The sequence below is a fragment of the Bifidobacterium tissieri genome, assembly GCF_002259645.1.
GTDB lineage: Bacteria > Actinomycetota > Actinomycetes > Actinomycetales > Bifidobacteriaceae > Galliscardovia > Galliscardovia tissieri.
Map to the genome: position 1 here is coordinate 153,080 of NZ_MWWV01000003.1, position 20,778 is coordinate 173,857.

General features: G+C 61.5%; 12 protein-coding genes. 10 read left to right on the top strand and 2 right to left on the bottom strand.

Features of this window, described 5'->3' with window-relative positions:
* Nucleotides 1-2: 2 nt before the first annotated feature.
* The 5 genes from BTIS_RS02230 to BTIS_RS02250 all read left to right on the top strand — a co-directional run bounded on the left by BTIS_RS02230 (nucleotide 3) and on the right by BTIS_RS02250 (nucleotide 9,809).
* Complete coding sequence (locus BTIS_RS02230) at nucleotides 3-1,136, top strand: 3-deoxy-7-phosphoheptulonate synthase (protein ID WP_094662247.1); 1,134 nt, start codon at nucleotides 3-5, stop codon at nucleotides 1,134-1,136.
* 238 nt (nucleotides 1,137-1,374) lie between these two features.
* Nucleotides 1,375-4,254: a family 78 glycoside hydrolase catalytic domain gene (locus BTIS_RS02235; protein WP_158216814.1), complete on the top strand. Its 2,880-nt coding sequence runs from the start codon at nucleotides 1,375-1,377 to the stop codon at nucleotides 4,252-4,254.
* A 259-nt stretch (nucleotides 4,255-4,513) separates the two neighbouring features.
* Nucleotides 4,514-5,779 carry a 3-deoxy-7-phosphoheptulonate synthase gene (locus BTIS_RS02240; protein WP_094662251.1) on the top strand — a complete coding sequence of 422 codons (1,266 nt, stop codon included), beginning with the start codon at nucleotides 4,514-4,516 and terminating at the stop codon, nucleotides 5,777-5,779.
* A 77-nt stretch (nucleotides 5,780-5,856) separates the two neighbouring features.
* Complete coding sequence (gene mtnN, locus BTIS_RS02245) at nucleotides 5,857-6,552, top strand: 5'-methylthioadenosine/S-adenosylhomocysteine nucleosidase (RefSeq protein ID WP_094662253.1); 696 nt, start codon at nucleotides 5,857-5,859, stop codon at nucleotides 6,550-6,552.
* A 212-nt stretch (nucleotides 6,553-6,764) separates the two neighbouring features.
* Complete coding sequence (locus tag BTIS_RS02250) at nucleotides 6,765-9,809, top strand: phosphatase PAP2 family protein (RefSeq protein ID WP_094662255.1); 3,045 nt, start codon at nucleotides 6,765-6,767, stop codon at nucleotides 9,807-9,809.
* A gap of 189 nt (nucleotides 9,810-9,998) precedes the next feature.
* Here BTIS_RS02250 and BTIS_RS02255 read toward each other — a convergent pair whose 3' ends face one another.
* On the bottom strand, nucleotides 9,999-11,366 hold the full coding sequence (locus BTIS_RS02255; protein ID WP_094662257.1) for a substrate-binding domain-containing protein: 1,368 nt from the start codon (nucleotides 11,364-11,366) through the stop codon (nucleotides 9,999-10,001).
* 337 nt (nucleotides 11,367-11,703) lie between these two features.
* Here BTIS_RS02255 and BTIS_RS02260 point away from each other — a divergent pair, with 337 nt between their 5' ends.
* Nucleotides 11,704-13,293 carry a glycoside hydrolase family 30 protein gene (locus BTIS_RS02260; RefSeq protein WP_094662259.1) on the top strand — a complete coding sequence of 530 codons (1,590 nt, stop codon included), beginning with the start codon at nucleotides 11,704-11,706 and terminating at the stop codon, nucleotides 13,291-13,293.
* A 442-nt stretch (nucleotides 13,294-13,735) separates the two neighbouring features.
* Here the strand turns inward: BTIS_RS02260 and BTIS_RS02265 are convergent, their stop codons facing one another.
* Complete coding sequence (locus BTIS_RS02265; RefSeq protein ID WP_094662261.1) at nucleotides 13,736-15,286, bottom strand: glycoside hydrolase family 30 protein; 1,551 nt, start codon at nucleotides 15,284-15,286, stop codon at nucleotides 13,736-13,738.
* Between the two features lie 386 nt (nucleotides 15,287-15,672).
* Here BTIS_RS02265 and BTIS_RS02270 point away from each other — a divergent pair, with 386 nt between their 5' ends.
* The 4 genes from BTIS_RS02270 to BTIS_RS02285 all read left to right on the top strand — a co-directional run bounded on the left by BTIS_RS02270 (nucleotide 15,673) and on the right by BTIS_RS02285 (nucleotide 20,731).
* Nucleotides 15,673-17,022 (top strand): ABC transporter substrate-binding protein, encoded by a 1,350-nt coding sequence (locus BTIS_RS02270; protein WP_094662263.1) that lies wholly within the window; start codon nucleotides 15,673-15,675, stop codon nucleotides 17,020-17,022.
* Between the two features lie 203 nt (nucleotides 17,023-17,225).
* A complete protein-coding gene (locus BTIS_RS02275; protein WP_094662265.1) occupies nucleotides 17,226-18,185 on the top strand; it encodes a carbohydrate ABC transporter permease in 960 nt (319 codons plus the stop codon).
* Between the two features lies 1 nt (nucleotide 18,186).
* Complete coding sequence (locus BTIS_RS02280) at nucleotides 18,187-19,080, top strand: carbohydrate ABC transporter permease (RefSeq protein WP_094662267.1); 894 nt, start codon at nucleotides 18,187-18,189, stop codon at nucleotides 19,078-19,080.
* A gap of 766 nt (nucleotides 19,081-19,846) precedes the next feature.
* Nucleotides 19,847-20,731, top strand: coding sequence for a hypothetical protein (locus BTIS_RS02285; RefSeq protein WP_143248841.1), 885 nt, complete (start codon nucleotides 19,847-19,849; stop codon nucleotides 20,729-20,731).
* Nucleotides 20,732-20,778 lie beyond the last annotated feature (47 nt).

Genomic DNA, 20,778 nt, shown 5'->3' on the forward strand with positions numbered 1-20,778 from the left:
ATATGGCAGCTCTTCGCGGACCTGACAGCAGCGAAGATGAACGGCGCAATCTCTCGGAGCGCGCGGTTTTTCCCGAAACGATGGATGTGAACATCTATCAGCTTGACCCTATTCCGGCACCTCGCTCCTTTATCCGTGACATCCCGCTCAGCGATAAGCAGCTGGATCTGGTGGCCCGTTCCCGTCAGGAGATTCGTGACGTGCTGCACGGCCGTGACGATCGTCTGCTCGTGGTGGTGGGCCCCTGCTCGATTCATGATCCCAAGGCCGCGCATGACTACGCGCAGCGTCTTGCCAAGCTCAAGAGCGAGCTGAACGACGATCTGGTGATCGTGATGCGTGTGTACTTCGAGAAGCCGCGTACGACGATCGGTTGGAAGGGCCTGATCAACGATCCTGATCTGGATGGTACGTTCAACATCCGCAAGGGCATGTTCCTGGCCCGTCGCGTGCTGTCGGACGTGCTTGATCAGGGTGTGCCGGCGGCCACCGAGTGGCTTGATCCGATCACCCCGCAGTACCTGTCCGACGCGATCAGCTGGGGTGCGATCGGCGCGCGCAACACCGAAAGCCAGGTGCATCGTGAGCTGGCCAGCGGCCTGTCGATGCCGGTGGGCTTCAAGAACTCCACCGACGGTTCGATCAAGGCGGCAGCCGATTCCTGCTACGCCTCGAGCTTCGAACACCACTTCCTGTCGATCAATCTCGACGGTCATGTGATCGCCGCCGAGACCAAGGGCAACCCCGACTGCCATCTGATTCTGCGCGGTTCGAGTCATGGCCCGAACTACGATACCGAGTCGGTGAAGGCCGCGCTTGAGGCGCTGCGTAAGGCGAATGCCCCCGGTCCGAGCAAGGTCGGTCTGATCGTCGACGCCGCGCATGGCAACTGCGGCAAGGACGAGGTCGTGGAGGCCGAGGTGGTGGAGAATCTTGCCGAGCGTATCGCCGCCGGCGAGCAGGGCATCACCGGCATCATGATGGAGAGCTTCATCGAAGCCGGCGCGCAGAAGCCCGCCCCGCTCGATCAGCTTGTGTACGGCAAGTCCGTGACCGACCGTTGCGTGCCGTGGGATCGCACCGCCGAACTCCTGCGCACTCTGGCTCAGTCCGTACGCACTCGTCGCAATAACTGAACCTACACAACGATCTGGGTGTGATCGGGCATCGGGGGACGTGGAACCGTTCTCTCGTGATCTGGTCATACCCAGATCCGTTTCCGGTGTTTTCCGATGTCTCCCGATGATTATGTATATTGGCTAACAATACGGCCAATTCTTGGCAACATGCGGCATGGTCATTCCCCCGCTGGGCATATTCTGCGAGACAATGATTACGGCAACAATCATTTCCGTGCGAAGAGGCAGAGAGAATATGAGCAACGAGACGGTCGTCGTAGTCGTAGAGAGCAAGGCTCCCACCAATCTGAGGGTCAATGATCGCATCGAACCGGTCGATCTGGAACCGGGCGGCGTTCCCGTATTGCGCTGGACCGTCCCGCTGGTGGACGTGGGCGTGGTGAACGCGGCGGATGAGGTCACCGCGAACAACACGGTCGTCGCGTACGAGGTGATCGTGTCGTCCACGTACGACAAAGCCGAATCCGGCAATGGCGACGTATGGGATTCCGGACATGTGGAGGGCGACGGTTTCGACGGCGTTTCGCTTTCCGGCATCGACATGGCTCCCAGTCGTCGTTACTGGGCCTCCGTACGCGTATGGCGCGGCACCGAGGATTCCAGCAAACCCACCGCGTGGAGCGAACCGACCACGTTCGGCACCGGTGCCGGAAAGCACTGGGAGGCCGCCGAACCGATCTGGCCTGACCCGCTCACCGCCAACCCCTACCGCACCGTGGAACTGCCCGAGTCGATCGCGGGCAAGGATCGTGAGATCAGCACCGACGATCAGTTCGCCAAGCGCCCCGATCCCATGACCAGCGAGCACAATTCGCAGGGCTGGGCCCTGTTCCGCGGCTACATCACGTTGCCGAAGAAGCCGATCCGCTGGGCCACGCTCAACGCGACGGCCGCCAGCGTGAGCCGCGCCCGTCAGTTCGTCTACCGCATGTGGCTCAACGGCCACTTTATCGGATTCGGCCCCACCTTCCCGATCGACGGCGAGGCTCGCTACGACGGCTACGATGTGACCCGCTATCTGGTGCCCGGCCGTGACAACTTCATCGGCGTGATCGCCTACGCGCTCGAGGATCAGCGTTTCATGGCCCAGCTCGACGTCATGTACGAGGACGGCACGCTTGCACACTTCGGCACCGGCGAGGACTGGCTGTCCCGCGTGGGCAACAACGTATGGCTGGACGGCGCGTCCGTGGGCACGCATGTGTACGAGCTGCCCGCCGAGAACATTCAGGCGGCCGCCTACCCGCGTGGCATGTCCGAAGTGGGCTATGACGACATCGACTGGGCCGTTTCCAAGGTCAAGCCCGCATTCGACGAACTCAAGGCCACACCGTTCGACAAGCCCACCCTGCGCGAGCGCAAGGCGGTGAAGAAGTGGATCACCGACGACGGTCGTCTGATCGTCGACTTCGGCCGTGCCGTCGCCGGCGGCATCCGTCTCGCTGCCCGGGTGAGCCGTCCCACCGATCTGGTGATTCGTTTCGGCGAGCGCCTGAACGATCAGGGCACCGTGCAGTACCGTCTCGACGCATACAACGAGTATCAGGACGTGTGGCATTACGTGCCGAACAAACTGAACGTGCCGGTCACCGCGCGCACGTGGGGCCTCCGTGTGTTCCGCTACGTGGAGATCCTGCCCACGGAAAGCAATGACGAGAACGCCGAACTGCTGCGTGAACTGCTCGACAGCGACACCGCGCTCGAGGCGCAGGCGCTGCTGTATCCGTTCCACGGTCCGTCCGACGGCTTCGCGTCGTCGAATGAGACGATGAATCAGGTGTGGCAGCTGTGCCGCAACACCGTCGAATCACTCAATGTGAATATGTATGTGGATTCGTGGACGCGCGAACGCATTCCGTACGAGGCCGACGCGTGGCTGCAGCAGCGCGCGCACATGTCGCTGGATGCCGATTCCAAACTCGGCGAATACTCCATCGACTATCTGCTGGCCAACCGTACGTGGCCCACCGAGTGGCCGCTGTATCTGGTACTCGCCGTGTACGACGCGTGGGTGCAGACCGGTTCCCTGCAGCAGGCCGCCGAGCAGTGGGACAGGATCGTTGCGATGCTGCCCGACAAGTATCTCGATGACACGACCGGACTGATCGTGAAGGATCCCGGCGAGAGCAGCACCATGGACGGCGATCTGGTAGATTGGCCGCCGGCCGAGCGTGACGGATTCGTCTTCGGTCGTGTGAACACGGTGATCAACGCGCTCGCCGCACAGAGCTATATGTGCGCGGGAGTGCTCGCCCTGAAGCTTGGCAAGGTCGACGAGAGCCGTCGCTACCAGCGTATTGCGTCCCGCATGCGCAAGGCCATCAACAAGTATCTGTGGAACGACGAGGTGGGTGCCTACGCCGACGGTCTAGATACGGGCGTGGACGGCAAGCAGATCGCGCACTGCTCTGAGCATGCGTCCGCGTTTGCGCTGGCGTTTGCGCGCGTTCCCGCCGAGCGTCTGCCTCGCGTGGGTGCGTTCATCCGCTCCAAGGGCATGGCGTGCAGCGTGTATGTGGCGTCCGTGCTGCTCGAGGGACTCTACAAGGGTGGTCAGGGCGTGTATGCCAACGAGCTGATGGCCGCTTCCGAGGGCGAGCGCACATGGCGGCACATGATCGATGAGGGTGCCGGTGCCACCATGGAGGCGTGGAGCCGCGATCTCAAGAGCAACACCACGTATTCGCACCCGTGGGCCGCGTCGCCGGCGTTCCTGCTGCCGCGCTACATGGTGGGTGTGCACCCGCTGGAGCCTGGATTCCGTGAGTTTGTGATGGCGCCGCAGCCCGGTTCCATTGGCGAAGCGAGCGCCAAGGTGCCGATTGCGACTGGTGTGATCGAGGCTGGATACAAGGTGTTGGGCGATACGGTGCCCACCGCCGAGGACCAGTCGCTGGATGGCATCGAGATCACGCTGGTCGTGCCGATCGGTACGACCGCCGATGTGATCGTGCCGCCGACCAAATCCGGTGCGCCGATCGTGCTTGACGGTGTGGAGACGGTGGTCGCGGACGCGCGGTACGGCATGCCGTCCACGATTCCGCAGGGTTCGTATCCGGCCGGCGCGCGTCGTATTCATGGGCTGACCGCTGGGCGTCACGTCATTCAGGCGTGATCCGACCGGGTGGCTGGCTACGTTGTTTCACGTGAAACAACGTAGCCAGTTTGCCGGAAAACAGAACGTGGCTCTCCTCGTTCGTGCGGTTTCAACCATTCCGTAGATTCCGTACAATGAGGGGAGCTTTGTATAGTTGGACGATTGACATGGCAACGGATCGTCGGCAACCGGTGAGATGGCCGGTCATGATGCATGCGGATGACGATGCATGACGATGGACGATGGCGGCGACGGGCCATGTCGGGGGAGGATCTCGATGAGCGAGAACACAGAGAACAACGAGAACAAGTCAAATACCACTACTGCACATACCGATGTTGCGAATACCGCATCCGATGCCGAGGGCTCCGTCAACCGCGGCGATGAGCTGCGCGCTATCCGTCGCGCACTGGATGAAGGCAAGAACCCGCTCAACGTGCAGGGCATTCCGCGCTGGGAGGATCAGGTCGGCATCAGCCGCATCGTCAATCGACGGGTCATGGAACTCGACCCGCTGCCCACGCCGGCCGAAGTGCTGTCCGATCAGCCGTTGGAAGGCGAGGCCCGGGAGCTGGTCGCCAGTTCGCGTGATCAGGTGCGCGCATGTCTGTACGGGCAGGACGATCGACTGCTCGTCATCGTCGGCCCCTGTTCGGTACACGATCCCAAGGCCGCACTCGACTACGCGCGTCGACTGTCCGCGTTGAACAAGGAACTGGACGGCGAGCTCATGATCGTGATGCGCGTGTATTTCGAGAAGCCGCGTACCACCGTCGGATGGAAGGGGCTGATCAACGATCCCGACGTGGATGGCAGCCATAACATCCACAAGGGTCTGCTGCTCGCCCGCCGCATCCTGCTCGACGTGCTGGATGCCGGACTGCCGGCGGCCACCGAGTTTCTTGAGCCGACGTCGCCGCAGTTCATCTCCGACGCCGTGACATGGGGTGCGATCGGCGCTCGCAACACCGAAAGCCAGATCCATCGTCAGCTCGCCAGCGGACTGTCCATGCCCGTCGGATTCAAGAACGCGACCGACGGATCCGTCAAGGCGGCCATCAACGGATGCTATGCGGCCGCCCAGGAGCACACGTTCTTCGGCATCGATCACATGGGACGTGCCGCCGCCGTCGAAACGCTCGGCAATCCCGACTGTCATGTGGTGTTGCGCGGTTCGAGCCACGGTCCGAACTACGACGCCGAATCCGTGCGCATCGCCATGGAGGCGGTTCGTGACGAAATGCCCGCCGATTCCGCGGCGGCCCACGGACTCGTGATCGACGCCTCGCATGGCAACTCCGGCAAGGACGAACACCGTCAGGCCGAAGTCGTGCGCAACATCGCCGCGCGTGTGGCCGCAGGGGAACAGGGCATCACCGGCATCATGATGGAAAGCTTCCTCGAGGGCGGCAACCAGCCGGCCGCGCCGCTGCCGCAGCTCATCTACGGCAAGTCCATCACCGACAAGTGCATCTCCTGGCCGGAGACCGAGAAGCTGCTGCGCGAACTCGCCGCCGCGGTCAGCGAACGCCGCTGGAACTGATCGACTGATTGACTGGCCGACGAACTGTCTGATCCGAATCCCATCCCCCGAATCCATACCTATATAAAGGAGTGCAAATGAGCAGAACGATCGCGATCATCGGAGCCATGGACGAGGAGGTCGCGCTCATCGCCCGTTCGCTGACCGACGCCGTCACGCATGCCGAAGCCGGTCTGAACGTCACCGAAGGCACATTCGCCGCCGCGTCCGGTGAGACGTTGCACGTGGTCGCCACCGTGGCCGGCATGGGCACGGTGAACGCCGCCTCCACCACGCAGCACCTCATCGACGTCTATGCGCCCGAGTCGGTGATCTTCTCCGGCATCGCCGGCAATCTCAACAAGGATCTGCACATCAACGACGTGGTGCTCGGCGGCACGCTGCGTTATCTTGACACCGACATGCGTCTGATTGCCCAGTCGGAACCCAAGACCGACGAATTCCACTCCGACCCGCATCTGCTGTCCGTGGCCGGCGAGGCACTTGACGAGATGGGCATCACGCATATCACCGGCGTCATCGCCACCGGCAACTACTTCGTGGAAGGCGACGAGAACACCGCCAAGGTGAAGGCCGAAACCGGTGCCGACGCCGTGGAGATGGAAGGTGCCGCCGTGGCGCACGTCGCCGCCCGCAACGGCGTCCCCGCACTGGTCATCCGCGCGCTGAGCGACAATGCCGACACCGAATACGAGACGTTCAAGGAGTTCGACATCAGCGAATACGCCGACACGGCCGCCAAGCTGGTGATCAATATTCTCGGACGGCTGTGATGGCTGTTTGCACAATCGCACTGCTTGGCGTTCAGATGATTCGATGATGAACGCCAAGTGAATCATGGTGAACGCAAGGTTGCGCGACATTGATTTCTCTCTGTCCGACGGTGCGCCTTGACCGACGTTCCCCCACACTGGGAACCGCAGTATGCCGATGACGACGAGGAACGCATCGGCATTGTTGTTTCCAGTGTGAGGATTGGAAGAATATGACACATGCATTCGCAACCGCGGTAAAGGGAGCCGTCGCCGGCTTCGCCGCCGTGGCCATGCTGACGCCGCTTGCCGCGTCCACGGCCTCGGCTGCCACCACGACAGGCAGCAATCAGCAGAGCTTCATCCAGTACGACGTGGCCGAAAGCCCGGCAGCCGATGGCGGCAAGGGACTGACCTCGCTGCTGACCGATTTCAACACCTACTGGACGCCCAACAAGGGCGTCACTGACGCCGGCGTCGCCACGCTGCAGCACGACGACGAGCTGACCGAAAGCATCAACAACGCCGCGTTCGGCGCCGATGGCAAGACCGCGCAGGATCAGCGCGCCCTGTCCGATGCCCAGATGAACTCCACCAACACCCTGTACGACGCCCTCGGCCCGACCATCGGCGGCTACTTCAAGTCCGACATGGAAGACGGCAAGCTGCCCAAGACCGCGGCCTTCCTGGAGGCCATGGACAAGTCCGTGAGCACCGGCGACGCCAAGGGCACCTACGCCCACCCTCGCCCGTACGTGGATCGCGCCAACTACAAGGGCGAGAAGATCGACCTCAAGGGACTCAAGAGCACCCTTGACATAAAGAAGGTCCCCGGCTACGAGAACTTCGACTGGGGTGACGGCGAGGCTCCCGACAACGAGTACGAGGGACTGGCCGAATCCGGCTCCTTCCCGTCCGGTCACACCACCTTCGCCTTCACCCAGGGCGTGGGCCTGTCCGCCATCCTGCCTGAGCTCGGCCCGCAGATCATGACCCGTGTGTCCGAGGCCGGCAACAACCGCATCGTGCTCGGAGTGCACTACCCGCTCGACATCATGGGCGGCCACATCGCCGGTGCGTACGGCGTGGCCACCGCGCTGAACGATCCCGCCGTCGCCAAGCAGGCCCAGGAGGCCCGCGCCGAGCTGCAGTCCGTGCTCGGTGCCGACTGCCAGGCCAACAAGGTGACCAAGAACGCCGACCTGCACTCCTGCATCAACACGACCAACGCCAACGGCCAGTCCAGCAAGAAGCCCTACGGCGGTTACACCAACGACTTCACCGACGCCGTGGTGAAGAACCCGGTCAAGGACGAGGACTCCGCCCTCGCCGCCTACGAAGCCCGCATGACCTACGGCTTCAAGCAGACCGGTGACACCACCAAGCGCCCGGTCGTGCCGGAAGGCGCTGAGAACCTGCTCGCCAACGTCGAGTACTTCAACACCGACGACGCCTCCGACCCGTCCGATGCCAAGCTCAAGTTCACCACCGACGAGCTGCGTCAGGTGATCGCCGCCAGCGAGATCCAGTCCGGCTACCCGCTCGACGCGAGTAGCGACGGCTGGGGCCGCATCAACCTCGCGAAGATCTACACCGCTCGCGTGACCTTCGACGGCACTGATCCGACCACCCGTAAGATCACCAGCATCTCCTTCGGCCACCACCGCAACGAGGTGCGCATCGCCGCGACCACCGCGCCCACCCAGCCGAAGGCCGACGAGCTGAGCACCTTGCTCAAGGACTACAACAACTACTTCGACTTCTACGCCGGCGGCGTCAACACCAATGACAAGACCGGTACGCTGAAGCACGATGACGAACTGACCGAGGAGATCAACAACAAGGCCGCCGCCGAAACCAAGAACGGCACCAACGACCAGCAGGCCCGCGCCGTCTCCGACGCCGCCATGAACTCCACCGACACGCTGTACGACGCCCTCGGCCCCGTGCTCGGCGCCTACTACAAGAAGGCCATGGAGAACAAGCAGCTGCCCAAGACCGCCGCGTTCCTCGAGGACATGGACGGCTCCGTGAGCACCGGCACGGCCAAGAAGTACTACCAGCACCCGCGTCCGTACATCGACCGCGTGAACTATCAGGGCAAGACCCTGAACATGGGTGATCTCAAGCAGACCCTGAACATCGAGAAGGTTAAGGCCTACGAGGATCAGGGCCAGTACGACGGCCTCGCCAACTCCGGTTCCTTCCCGTCCGGTCACACCACCTTCGCCTTCACCCAGGGTGCCGGCCTGTCCTACATCCTGCCTGAGCTCGGTCCGGAGATCATGACCCGTGTGTCCGAGGCCGGCAACAACCGCATCGTGCTCGGTGTGCACTACCCGCTCGATATCCTCGGCGGCCACATCGCCGGTCAGTACGGCGTGGCCACCGCGGTCAGCGGCAACGACAAGGCCAAGGCCGATGCCGCCGCTGCCCGTACCGAGCTGGTGAACTACCTCACCGCCCAGTGCAAGGCCGACGGCCACGGTGACACCCTCGAGGCCTGCATCGCCAACACCGGTGCCAGCAGCGACAAGGGCTACACCAACGGCTTCACCGACGACGTGGTGAAGACCGCCGTCACCGACCGCAAGAGCGCCATCGACGCCTACACCGCCCGCATGACCTACGGCTTCCAGCAGACCGGCAAGGCCGGTCAGACCGCCGTGGTGCCCGACGCCGCAGTGAGCATGCTCGACAACGTGGCTGCGTTCAAGAACCTCACCGCCGACCAGAAGAAGGCCGTGCTCGCCGCCACCGAAGGCGACTCCGGATACCCGCTCGACGCCTCCTCCGAAGGCTGGGCCCGTATCAACCTCGCCAAGGCCTACAGCGCCAAGGTGACGCTCGACAAGAGCGGCAAGGTCGTCAAGGTCGAGCCCGGCCAGACCACCCCGTCCGTGGTGACCGTGAACACCGGTGACAACGGCAACAACAATGGTGGCAATAACGGTGGTTCCGACAACAACGGCAACAACAATGGTGGCCAGACTGACAACAACCAGCAGGGCAACAATGGCCAGAACGGCCACAACGGTCAGAACGGCCAGAACGCCGGTACCAACAATGCCGGCAACAACGGTGCCAACGGCCAGCAGGGCTCCAACGGCTCCAACGGCAACGCCGGTACCAACAACGGCAAGACCAACAACGGTACGAACGCCGCCAAGACCGGCAAGCTCAGCCGCACCGGTACCGCCATCGTGGGCATCGTGGTTGCGGTTGCTGTGATCGCCGTCGCCGGTGCCGCGATGGTCATCCGCCGTCGCCGCGCCTGAAGCCATCGGCAACTGAATAACTGAATACACAACTGAATAATTAGGGGAGTGATCGTGGCTTTTACGTCCGATCACTCCCCTTTTTGATCAAATAACCAACCAAATAACCAATCGAATATCAATACGGGCGGCTGATCGAATCAGTCGCCCGTATTCACCAAGTCACAAGCCAGCGTATACAACGTATACTCAGTCACCGATCGTGGCGACGGAGCCGCGATCGATCAGCCGCGGATCGATCAACATATGACGCGACGGCCACTCGGGATGCTCAAGACGCCACAGCAACGTGTTCAGGCATTCCGTGGCGAACTCGTGCTGCGGCGAACGCAGCACGGTCAGCGGCCGCGAACTGGGCGTGGCATAGCCGTCGATGGAGATCAGCGAGATATCCGTGGGTACACGCTTGCCATGTCGCTCGAACGCCTGCGCGAGTGCGATGGCCAGATAATCGGAATGCACGAGCAGGCCGGTCGCCTCGGAGTCGAGCGTGCGTTCCACGATCTCCTCCACGCCGTGCGTGTCGTAGGGCTGGATGCCGTCGAACACGAACGGGCATTCCAGCAGATTCGTCTTGTCGACGAGCTGATGCCACGCCTCCTCGATGATCTCGGAGGTCGGGGTGAGCGTGAACGCGGCCGCCACATGACGATGTCCTCGCTCACGGAAGTGGTTGATGGCCTTGCGTACGCCATACGGATGGTTGGTGCGCACGGAGTCGTGGAACACGTTGGACGAGTATGGCTGATCGCGTTCGGCGATGACCACCGGGACGGGGGAGTGGTTGATCCAGTTCCACGACGCCTGCGAAACGTCCTCCTCGGAGCTGGGGGAGGTGATGATGCCGACCAGATTGTTCACGGAGCCGAACGTGTCGAGGATCTCGTTCTCGCGAATGCGTTCGTAGGAGGATTCGCGGATCTCCACCTGATAGCCGAGTTTGGCGGCCTCGGTCTGGATCTCGCCGATCACGGTGGGCCAGAAGAAGCTGGGTTCGGGGAACATGAGTCCGATCACGCCGTTGTTGCCGTGGTTGTTGCGCGCGGTCGGGGTCGCAGTGGCCGCAGGAATGACAGGTTGCGGAACGCCGATGCTCATGTCGCGAAGATCCTCGTCGTTCAGCGGCATCATGGTGCGGTCGAGCCGGTCGATCGTGGTGTCGTTCAGCAGCGGTTCGCTGTTTCGTGCCGTAATGTTCGCGGTGACGGCGGCGTGTTCGGCGATGGTGGCGGCTGCCCCTGCGGGAATAGTTTCGGCAATCGCCGCGCGGGTTCCACCGGCCGACACCGCGTGGTCCGTGCCTGAACCGTCGGATTCGGTGCTGCCGATCGACATGGCACCGCCTCGCACCCTACGCAGCAGTCCGGCGTTGGCGAGCACGGACAGATCACGCCGCACGGTGATCTCGGTGGTGCCGAGATACTTCGCCAATGCGGGGACGGTCACCACATTCTCTCGAGTGAGCAGACTCAGGATCATATCCTGTCGTTCTGCGGGCAGATAACTGCGTTGTGCAGCGGTCGTGGTGCCGTCCGAGGCGGCGTTGAAGGTGGACATAGCGATTCCTTGATGTTGGGGATTGCGTCAATTTATCATCGAACTGGTTATAAGTATACCGTTTTGATCACAAACAATCATACCATCGATGGCAAAACCGTCGCTTGATATCGGTAAAGTTCTTAGAAATTATACGGTTTTCACGAATGGTCAGACGTCATATTTTCAACTTTTTCATCTTTTGCCAGTGTGTCATAGTGATCATCGATGAAACAAACTGTGGAAAATGATTGAAAGTGATTATATGTGAACAAAAGTGCGATATACTGAAATGGTCATCAATGGAAGAGCGTGGTCGGCAAAGAGGCGACCGCGAAGAACAAGACAAAGGACAGTCATGGCAGACGATTCCGTACTCACCGCAGCACAGGCCCGGTACGCCAACGAATTCTGGACGGCCACCTCGGGCGATCTCACGCAGCGTCGCGAAACGATCAACGCTCCCGAATATGTCGCCGAACCCGGCGATGCCACGCCGATCGTGATCGATCCGGCCGACCGCAAGCAGCCGTGGATCGGTGCGGGCGCGGCCATCACCGACGCCGCCGCATCCCTCATCTGGGGATCCATGGACGCCGAACAGCGTCATGCGTTCCTCGACGATTGCTTCAATCCCGCCAAGGGCGGTTTCTCCGTGATCCGCATCCCGCTCGGCTCCTGCGAGCCCAGCGCCCAGCCGTACTACACGTACGACGATCTGCCCTTCGGCGAGCATGACAACGCGCTCACCAAGTTCTCGCTGGGCACCGGCGAACCCGGCGCGCCCGACGCCACCAAGGACTTCAAGTACATCATCCCCGTGGTGCTCGAGATCCTCAAGATCAACCCGGCCGTGAAGATCATCGCCTCCCCGTGGAGCGCCCCCGCATGGATGAAGAACACCGGCCACCTGTGCCAGGGCGGTCACCTGCGCTTCGACGAGTGGACCGGCAACGGCTTCGACCCCATGCTCGACAGCTTCGAGGGCTGCTACGCGCGCTACTTCGTCAAGTACGTCGAGGAGATGGCCAAGATCGGCATTCCGATCTGGGGCGTGACCGTGCAGAACGAGCCGAGCAACGCGCCCAAGTGGCCCGCCATGATGTGGACGCTCAAGCAGCAGGCCGAATTCGCCCACAAGTTCCTGCGCCCGGCCATGAACACCAAGTTCCCGGAGATGCGCATCTTCATCAACGACGACTCCACGCACAACATCCTGTGGCCGGTCAACGAGATCGTCACCCCGCAGCAGGCGGCCAGCGTCGACGGCTTCACCGTGCATACGTACGAGGGCCCGTACTCCAACTTCTTCAATGCATCCCGCTCGTTCCCGCACTGGATGTTCGGCATGACCGAGCGCCGCTGCATGATCGACGAGACGCCCGAGGACGCCGCGCACATCATGCTCGGCATCATCGGCAACTGGCTCGTGCGCAACGGCGAGAGCTTCATTGCGCTGTGGAACATCGCGCTTGACGAACGCGGTCTGCCGAACCAGGTGGGTGCCACCGGCCGTCGTGGCGTGGTGACGATCCAGCACGAGACCGGCGAGGTGATCCGCAACCTCGAGTACTTCATGCTGCGTGCGTTCGGCCAGGACGTCAAGCCCGGCTCCGTGGTGGTGCGATCCACCAACCACACGCCCGACGGATGGTCCGGCGGACTCGGCTCGGTCGCGTTCCTCTCGCCCGAAGGCGATGTGGCCGCGCATGTGTACAACCCGACCGGCGAGCCGATCGAGGCCGCGGTGACGATCAACGGTCAGGGCGGCGCGTGGCAGAAGGTCACCGTTCCGGCCTGGGGCGTGGTGACCGTGCACAAGTCCAACGGCGCGATCAACGTGTCCGAGCCGCCGGCCGACGACGAGTTCGAGCTCAACCCGGCGCCGAAGCACCTGCTCGGCGACGTGGCCCCCGGCAAGGTTCGCGTCTGGGGTCAGGACGAGTGACGTCTTGCCGCCGGTGATCTGAACGCCGGGCCGGTTCCGGGGTGTTTTCGGTGCTCTGTGCACTCGGCGCTTTGCACTCCCGGGTTCTGGCCTGTGGGCTCTCCCAGTTGATGGGGGAGCCCTTTTTTCATGCCCAATTCTCGCCGTCACATGGGCCGTGTTATTTCGTCACGTGGGCCGTGTACGTGGGCCGTGTTGTGTTACGTGGGCCGTGCACGGCCCACGTAACGGGGTCGCAAAATCGTTGAAAATTCAACGTTTCTATCGACTGTTACGTGGGCCGCGGACGGCCCGCGTAACAGTCGCGGCCCACGTAACGCGGCCCACCTAACGTTACGCGGGCCGACGTGGTCTGGGGAACGGCTGCATGACGAAGGCCCGCACCGAATGTTCGGCACGGGCCTTCGCGAGTGAATAGTGAGTTTATGATTCGATCGCGCGACTACTCGAAGAGCGTTTCGTCGTGATCGTCGGCGGGGTGCGGCGTGTAGGTGATCTCGAATTCGTCGTCGACGGGGGCCTGCGTGGTGTTCACGGACTCCTCGACCGATTTGTGGAAGCTCACCGTGCCGTAGGCGGGTACGGTCACCGTCTGCCAACGCGCGCCGTCGCCGTTCACTGTCACCGCGGCCTCGATCGGCTCGCCGGTCGGGTTGTAGAGGAATCCGGCCAGATCGCCTTTCGGTGCGAGGAAGGCGACCGAACCGAGTCCGCCGTGACGACCGTCGGGCGTATGGTTCGTGGATGCCACGCGACGGGAGCCCACGGCCACGTCCTGACCGTAGTTGCGCAGCATGAAGTACTCGAGATTGCGGATCACCTTGCCGGTGCTCGAATCGATGGTGATCACGCCGCGGCGTCCGGACGTGCCGGCCCACGACGGGAAGCCCTGCTCGTCAAGCGCCATGTTCCACAGGTTGATCAGGCCCACGCCGTTGCGCACGAGCCAGGTGCCGATCTCGCCGAACATCACGTGCGACGCCTCGGCCACGGTGTCGTCGAGCATGCAGCGGCGTTCGGTCATGGCGGCCTTCCAGTGCGGGAACTGACGGGTGCCGTTGTGCACCCAGTGCGGCAGGCCGGAGTAGGTGTGGAACGCGGCGCCGGCGAATGCGTTCGCCTGCTCGGGGGTCATGTAGTCGCTGGCCGGACGCTGCCAGAAGCGCAGCGAGTCGTCGCCGAAGTAGATCTCCACGTCGGGATAGGTCTTGTCGAGCGCCGGACGCAGATAGTTCGCGCCCCATGCGGTGAGTTCCTCGGGCGTCCACACGGTGATCGGCCACGGGCAGCCGTTGCTCGGCTCGTTCTGCATGGTCACGGACGAGATCGGAATGCCGTACGATTCGTAGGCGGCGATGAACTTGACGAAGTACTGCGCGTACACGTAGTCGATGGTGTCCTGGTACCGGTAGCCGTTGCCCACGTACTCGCCGAGACGCAGACGCCCGGCACCGTCGAGTCGGCCGCTGGTCTTCATCCAGGCGGGTGCGCTCCACGGGGAGGCCATGACCTTGACTGCCGGATTGATCGCTAGGATCTCCTGCAGCACGGGCACCACGTTCTTGAGATCCTTGGTGGCGTCGGGCGCACCGGGCTCGCCTTCGCCAATGGAGAAGTGGTCGAGCGCGGGATCGGCGGCCACGCCGTCGGGCAGATCGTCGTAGGAGTAGTAGGCCTGGCTGGAGAAGTCGCACGAACCGATGGAGATACGTACGGAGGAGAAGCCGCCCTGCTCGGGATCGAACATCTCGGTGAGGATGGCGTGGCGCTGTTCCGGACTCATGGACTGCATGAACAGGGATGCGCTGGAGTCGGTGATGGCCGCGCCGGCACCCTCCCACAGCTGGTATTGACGGGTGGGGTCGATCACGATCTTGACGGCGTTCGCGGCATCATCGTTGCCCTTGATCTCCGGCGTGGGGATCGGGGTACGACGATCGGCGAGATCGCCGCTCGTGCGAGTCCAGTATTCCGTACGGTAGCTGGTCATCATTGCTCCTTCTGCTTCCTTATATACAGGTGACTGAGTTCATCATTGAACAATCGACATTGATAAACTTACAATCAATTATAATCACAAATGAACATGGTCATATCTGATCATTCGGCGTGTTGGGCGTGTTCTTCTGGTGATCAAGTCGATGCTTTCGTTGAAAATACTGAACGTTTGCGTAATCATCGCTATGATCGGATGGCATTGATCACAGAAAAAGCGAAGACAAATTTTGGCAACATTCCGAATTGATCATTAATGAACGTGTATGATCGAAAGCAACAGATAACGAAAGACCCGAAACGAACGGAACGTGAAGTTGGTTCAATCGGGTTGACGGGACTCTGATAGCGGCAATGCAGCCGAAGTAAACGAAAGGAAGAACAATGAAGTTGAATCGCGTGTTCAAGGCTGTCGCGGTGGCTTCTGTCCTGGGTCTGGCTCTGACCGGATGCGGTGGCGGCAGCGACTCCGCGGCTTCCGGAAGCTCCGATGCCTTCGACAAGAACGCCAAGACGGAGATCACCTTCGCCGGTTGGTCCCTGAGCTCCACCCCTGAGTTCCAGACCCTCGCCGACGCCTTCATGGCCAAGTACCCGAACGTCAAGGTGAACGTCAAGGAATACTCCGCAGACGACTACGACAAGCAGCTGACCGCCGATATCTCCTCCGGCGCCCAGCCCGACGTCTTCCCGATCAAGAACCTGCAGAAGTACTACACGTACTCCCAGTCCGGTGGTCTGGCCGAGCTCAACGACATCGCGGACACCTACAAGTCCGACAAGAACATCGACATCTCCAACTACGAGCTGGACGGCAAGTACTACGCCATGCCGTACCGTCAGGATTCCTGGGTTCTCTTCTACAACAAGGACATGATGGAGAAGGCCGGCGTGGCCACTCCGGACGGCACCTGGACGTGGGATGACTACACCAAGGCCGCCGAGGACCTCAAGACCAAGCTCCCGGCTGCCGGCTACGACGCCAACTCCGTCTACCCGATCTACCAGCACAACTGGCAGTCCGTGGTTCAGGCCTTCGCCCTGGCCCAGACCGGCTACAAGCCCGACACCAACTTCTTCAAGGCCAAGTTCGACTACATGAAGCCGTTCTACGAGCGTGCCCTGAAGTGGCAGGACGAGAAGCTGACCATCGACTGGAACACCTCCAACTCCACCGCCGTCCAGTATCAGGCCCAGTTCGGTACCCAGAAGGCCGCCATGATGCCGATGGGCACCTGGTACGCCGCCACGCTGGTGAAGCAGCAGAAGTCCGGTGACGCCGACCAGTTCACCTGGGGTATCGCTCCGATCCCGCAGAACCCGGATACCAAGAGCTCCGACAAGCCGGTGACCTTCGGTGATCCGACCGGTCTGGCCGTCTCCTCCAAGTCCACCGGTCAGAAGCTGGCCGCTGCCAAGGAGTTCGTGAAGTTCTGCGCCGGTGAAGGCGGTGCTGAGGCCCTCGCCAAGATCGCTACCACCCCGGCCTACTTCTCCGACGCCGTTGCCCAGACCTACTTCTCCGTGGACGGCATGGCTACCGATGACCTGACCAAGAAGGCCTGGCAGGAGCACGACACCAAGCCGGAGAACCCGGTTGGTGAGGGCTCCGATACCATCATCTCCCTGCTCAAGGATGCCCACTCCTCGATCATGACTGAGACCGCCTCCGCGAACGACGCGCTCGCCAAGGCGACCCAGGACATCAAGGATCAGGGTCTGGTCACCGAGTGATGACACTTGGCTCCCGCCTCTGACAGCGGGAGCCAAATCCACCTCTCTTCATATCTCTCCTATTTCCTCTTTCTTCCACAGGCGCGGTCCTGGCTCATAACCCGGGCCGTGCCTTTTCAATGCCATAAATCGATCGCGAACCGCACAAAACACAGAAAAACGAACAACAACATGAGCGGTTCAAGCGAAAGGAGTCAGCGGTCATGTCCCACACGGCTGCCCAGGCCGATTCGAAGACGGCCACTCGCGGGGGCGGAAACAAGCCCCAGCACAACACGGGGAAGATGTCGAGCGCGGCTATTTCGCGACGTAACTTCCTGCATGGCGTAGCATTCATCACGCCGAACTTCCTCGGATTCATCTTTCTGATTCTCATCCCGGTCTGTGTGCTGTTCTACATCGCGAACACGCGTTGGAGCGCATTCGGCGATCCGGTCTGGACAGGTGCCACCAACTGGAAGCGTCTTACACGCGATAGCGTGTTCCAGGATGCATTCTGGAACACCATCTACTACTCTGTCGTCCACATCCCGCTGACGCTGATCATCGCCTTCGGTCTGGCGGTGCTGCTCAACTCCAAGCTCAAGGGACGCGCCTTCTTCCGTACGGTCGCCTTCTTCCCCTACATCACCTCGATCGTGGCCGTCGCCCAGGTGTGGAACATGCTGTTCGACGCCAGGAGCGGTGTGATCAACCAGTTCCTCGGCATCTTCACTGACAACGTGCCCGGCTGGCTCGGATCCACCACGTGGGCAATGCCCGCCGTGATCATCGTGGCCACGTGGCGTGAGGCCGGCTACTTCATGATCCTGCTGCTCGCCGGTCTGCAGACCATTCCGAACGAGCTCTACGAGGCCGCCGAACTCGACGGTGCCAACGCATGGCAGCGTTTCTGGAAGGTCACCGTGCCCTGCATGCGCCCCACCCTGTTCTTCGTGATGGTCACGCTGACCATCGGCTCCTTCAAGATCCTTGATCTTACCTTGGTCATGACCAACGGTGGACCTGGTACCAGCACCCTCGTGCTTGCGCAATACGTCTACCGTGTGGCATTCGAACGCAGCGACTTCGGCTACTCCAGCACGGTCTCGCTGGTGCTGTTCGCGCTCTGCATGGTCATCACTCTGATTCAGTTCTGGTACAACAACGCTAAGGAGAAGTGAGATGACTGCACAGACTGCATTCCCGAACGCGGTCAGCTCCGCCGACGTTCCCTTCAACAAGAAGCCCACATCGCCGGGTAAGATCATCGGCACAATCATCGGCTATGTCGCCATGATCCTGTGCTCCCTGTTCGTCTTGCTGCCGTTCATCTGGATGACCCTCGCTTCCTTCAAGCCCAACAACGAGGTCTTTCTGGTTCCGATGAAGTGGCTGCCGAGCGTGTGGCACTGGGAGAACTACATCAACATCTGGTCCGACTCGAACATGCTCGTCTGGGTGGGCAACACCGTGTTCTTCGCCATCTGCGTGACGTTCCTGCAGGTGTTCACCGGTTCGTTCGCCGCCTACGGCTTCTCCAAGGTCAAGTTCCGTGGTCGCAACGTGCTGTTCCTGATCTACATCGCCACCATGGCCGTGCCGTGGCAGGCCTACATGATCCCGCAGTTCAAGATCCTGTCCGCGATCGGTCTATCCGATACCCGTTGGTCCATCATCCTGCTGCAGGCGTTCGGTGCGTTCGGTGTGTTCATGATGAAGCAGTTCTACGACACCATCCCGGAGGAGCTTTCGGAGGCCGCCCGACTCGATGGTCTGTCGGAGTTCGGCATCTACCGTAGGATCGTGTTGCCGTTGTCCGGCCCGTCGATCGCCGCCCTGGGTATCATCACCTTCACGAATACGTGGAACGACTACATGGGTCCGTTGATCTACCTGCGTAGCCCCAGCCTCTACACCATCCAGCTTGGTCTGAAGACGTTCATCTCGCAGAACTCCGCGGATTACGCCATGATCATGACCGGCTCCGTGATGTCGGTGATCCCGATCCTGATCGTCTTCCTCATCGGTCAGAAGCAGTTCATCGAAGGCATCGCAACTTCTGGTATGAAGGGCTGAGCCGTTATGCGACAGTCCAGTGGACTGTCGCATAGGCTCAGGCGAAGGCCGCCCGCCAAGGGCGGCCGAAGCCAGCAAGGCGGAATCCGAAGGATTCTCCATAATTGCAGGACTGAGCCGTTGGCGATCAGGCGAAGGCCGCCCGCCAAGGGCGGCCGAAGCCAGTAAAGCGGAATCCGAAGGATTCTCAACTCTTGCAGGACTGACGGGCACAAAGTCGACTGCCCGTCAGGCGAAGGCCGCCAGCCTTCTCTCCATAACACCAAACTCGTCCTTCAGACTCCTCCCAAATAAGGAATCCGAAGGACCTCAAATCCTTCTTTCCAGACCTTTTCCCAAAGAAAACGGAAACCGAAGGACCTCAAAATCTCATCACCCTTCCCGACTCCAACCAATCCATCAAAGAATCCGAAGGACATCACCCCCTCACTCCTCAGCTTTCCAGCAAGCGAAAACCGAGGAGTCCGAAGGACCTCAAATCCCACTCCCAGCTCTCCCTATGAAGAGCTGCAAAACCTTACCCCACGGCGGTCCCACTCCCACACCCGCCCCCCATTCTTCCCCTCCCGAATCAATCGCGCAGCCGTGTTTCTTCCTTCCTGTGGCTGCGTCGGCCGTTTGCGAAGACCGCCTGCCAAATCGGCCTTCGCAAACGGCCTTTTCCATATCCGTCACATCACCCGACCCGCACGCGCCCTCGTCCACCCCACCTTTCCCCAGTCCACCCACCCATCCACCTCAACCTTGAAGGAGTACCATGACGGCCATGGCAGAAAACACTCCACAGAAGCAGTCGTCCTCGAATTTCGCCGGCACGTTCCTTACGGTCGCGAATTCCATCTTCGTTATCCTGGCACTTGGATGGTGCTCGTTGGTGGGCATGCTGCCGCTGCTGCTGGTCTCCGGATTCGTGCACGATCTTTCGTACTACGCGCTGTATCTGGTCGCCCTTGCGCTGAGCACGCCGGGCATCGCCGCCCTGTTCGCCGTCTTCCGCGATCAGCCCACGCTGTTCTCGGGCAATTCCGCGCTGCGCGCCAAGGTGTGGCAGGACCATGCCGGCGAGAAGGATTTCCCGCCGGACTGGATCGCCCGTCCGTATGTGGATCCGAACCACAACGCCGCCGTGATCAGGCCGTATTTCCGCGCCTACGCCCGTGTGTTCGTCCGTTCGCTGATCATGGGCTTCACGTTCGCTCTGCTGGCGTTCTGCTTCCTGTACAACATGCAGATCTTCGCGCAGATGCCGTTCGGCGTGTATGTGACGCCGATGCTGGCCGTGTGCCTGGTGTTCCTCGCGCAGGCCTGGCTGATCTCGCTGGTGCTGGTGGCCGAGTATCCGAAGGCGAAGTGGCTGGTCACGGTGAAGAACGCGGTGATGCTGTCGGTTCGCCGTTTCTACATGATCATCGTGTCGGGCATCGTGCTGGCGGCGTTCGGGTTTGCGCTGGTCACGTGGAGTCCGATCCTGTTCCTGCTGCTCGGCACCGGTGTGGTCGGCTACATGCTGTGGGCGTCGGCCCGCTGGCAGGCGGATAAGCTGTTCGTGCTCATGGCCAATGAGAGCAAGGACAAGCGCATCATCGACATGTACAGCGCGCAGAGTCGCGGCAACAACTTCTTCAACGCCCAGTCCGACTGGCAGCAGTGATCACAGCCGATCGGTCATCACCAGCTACCACGATTCAGGGGGTCATC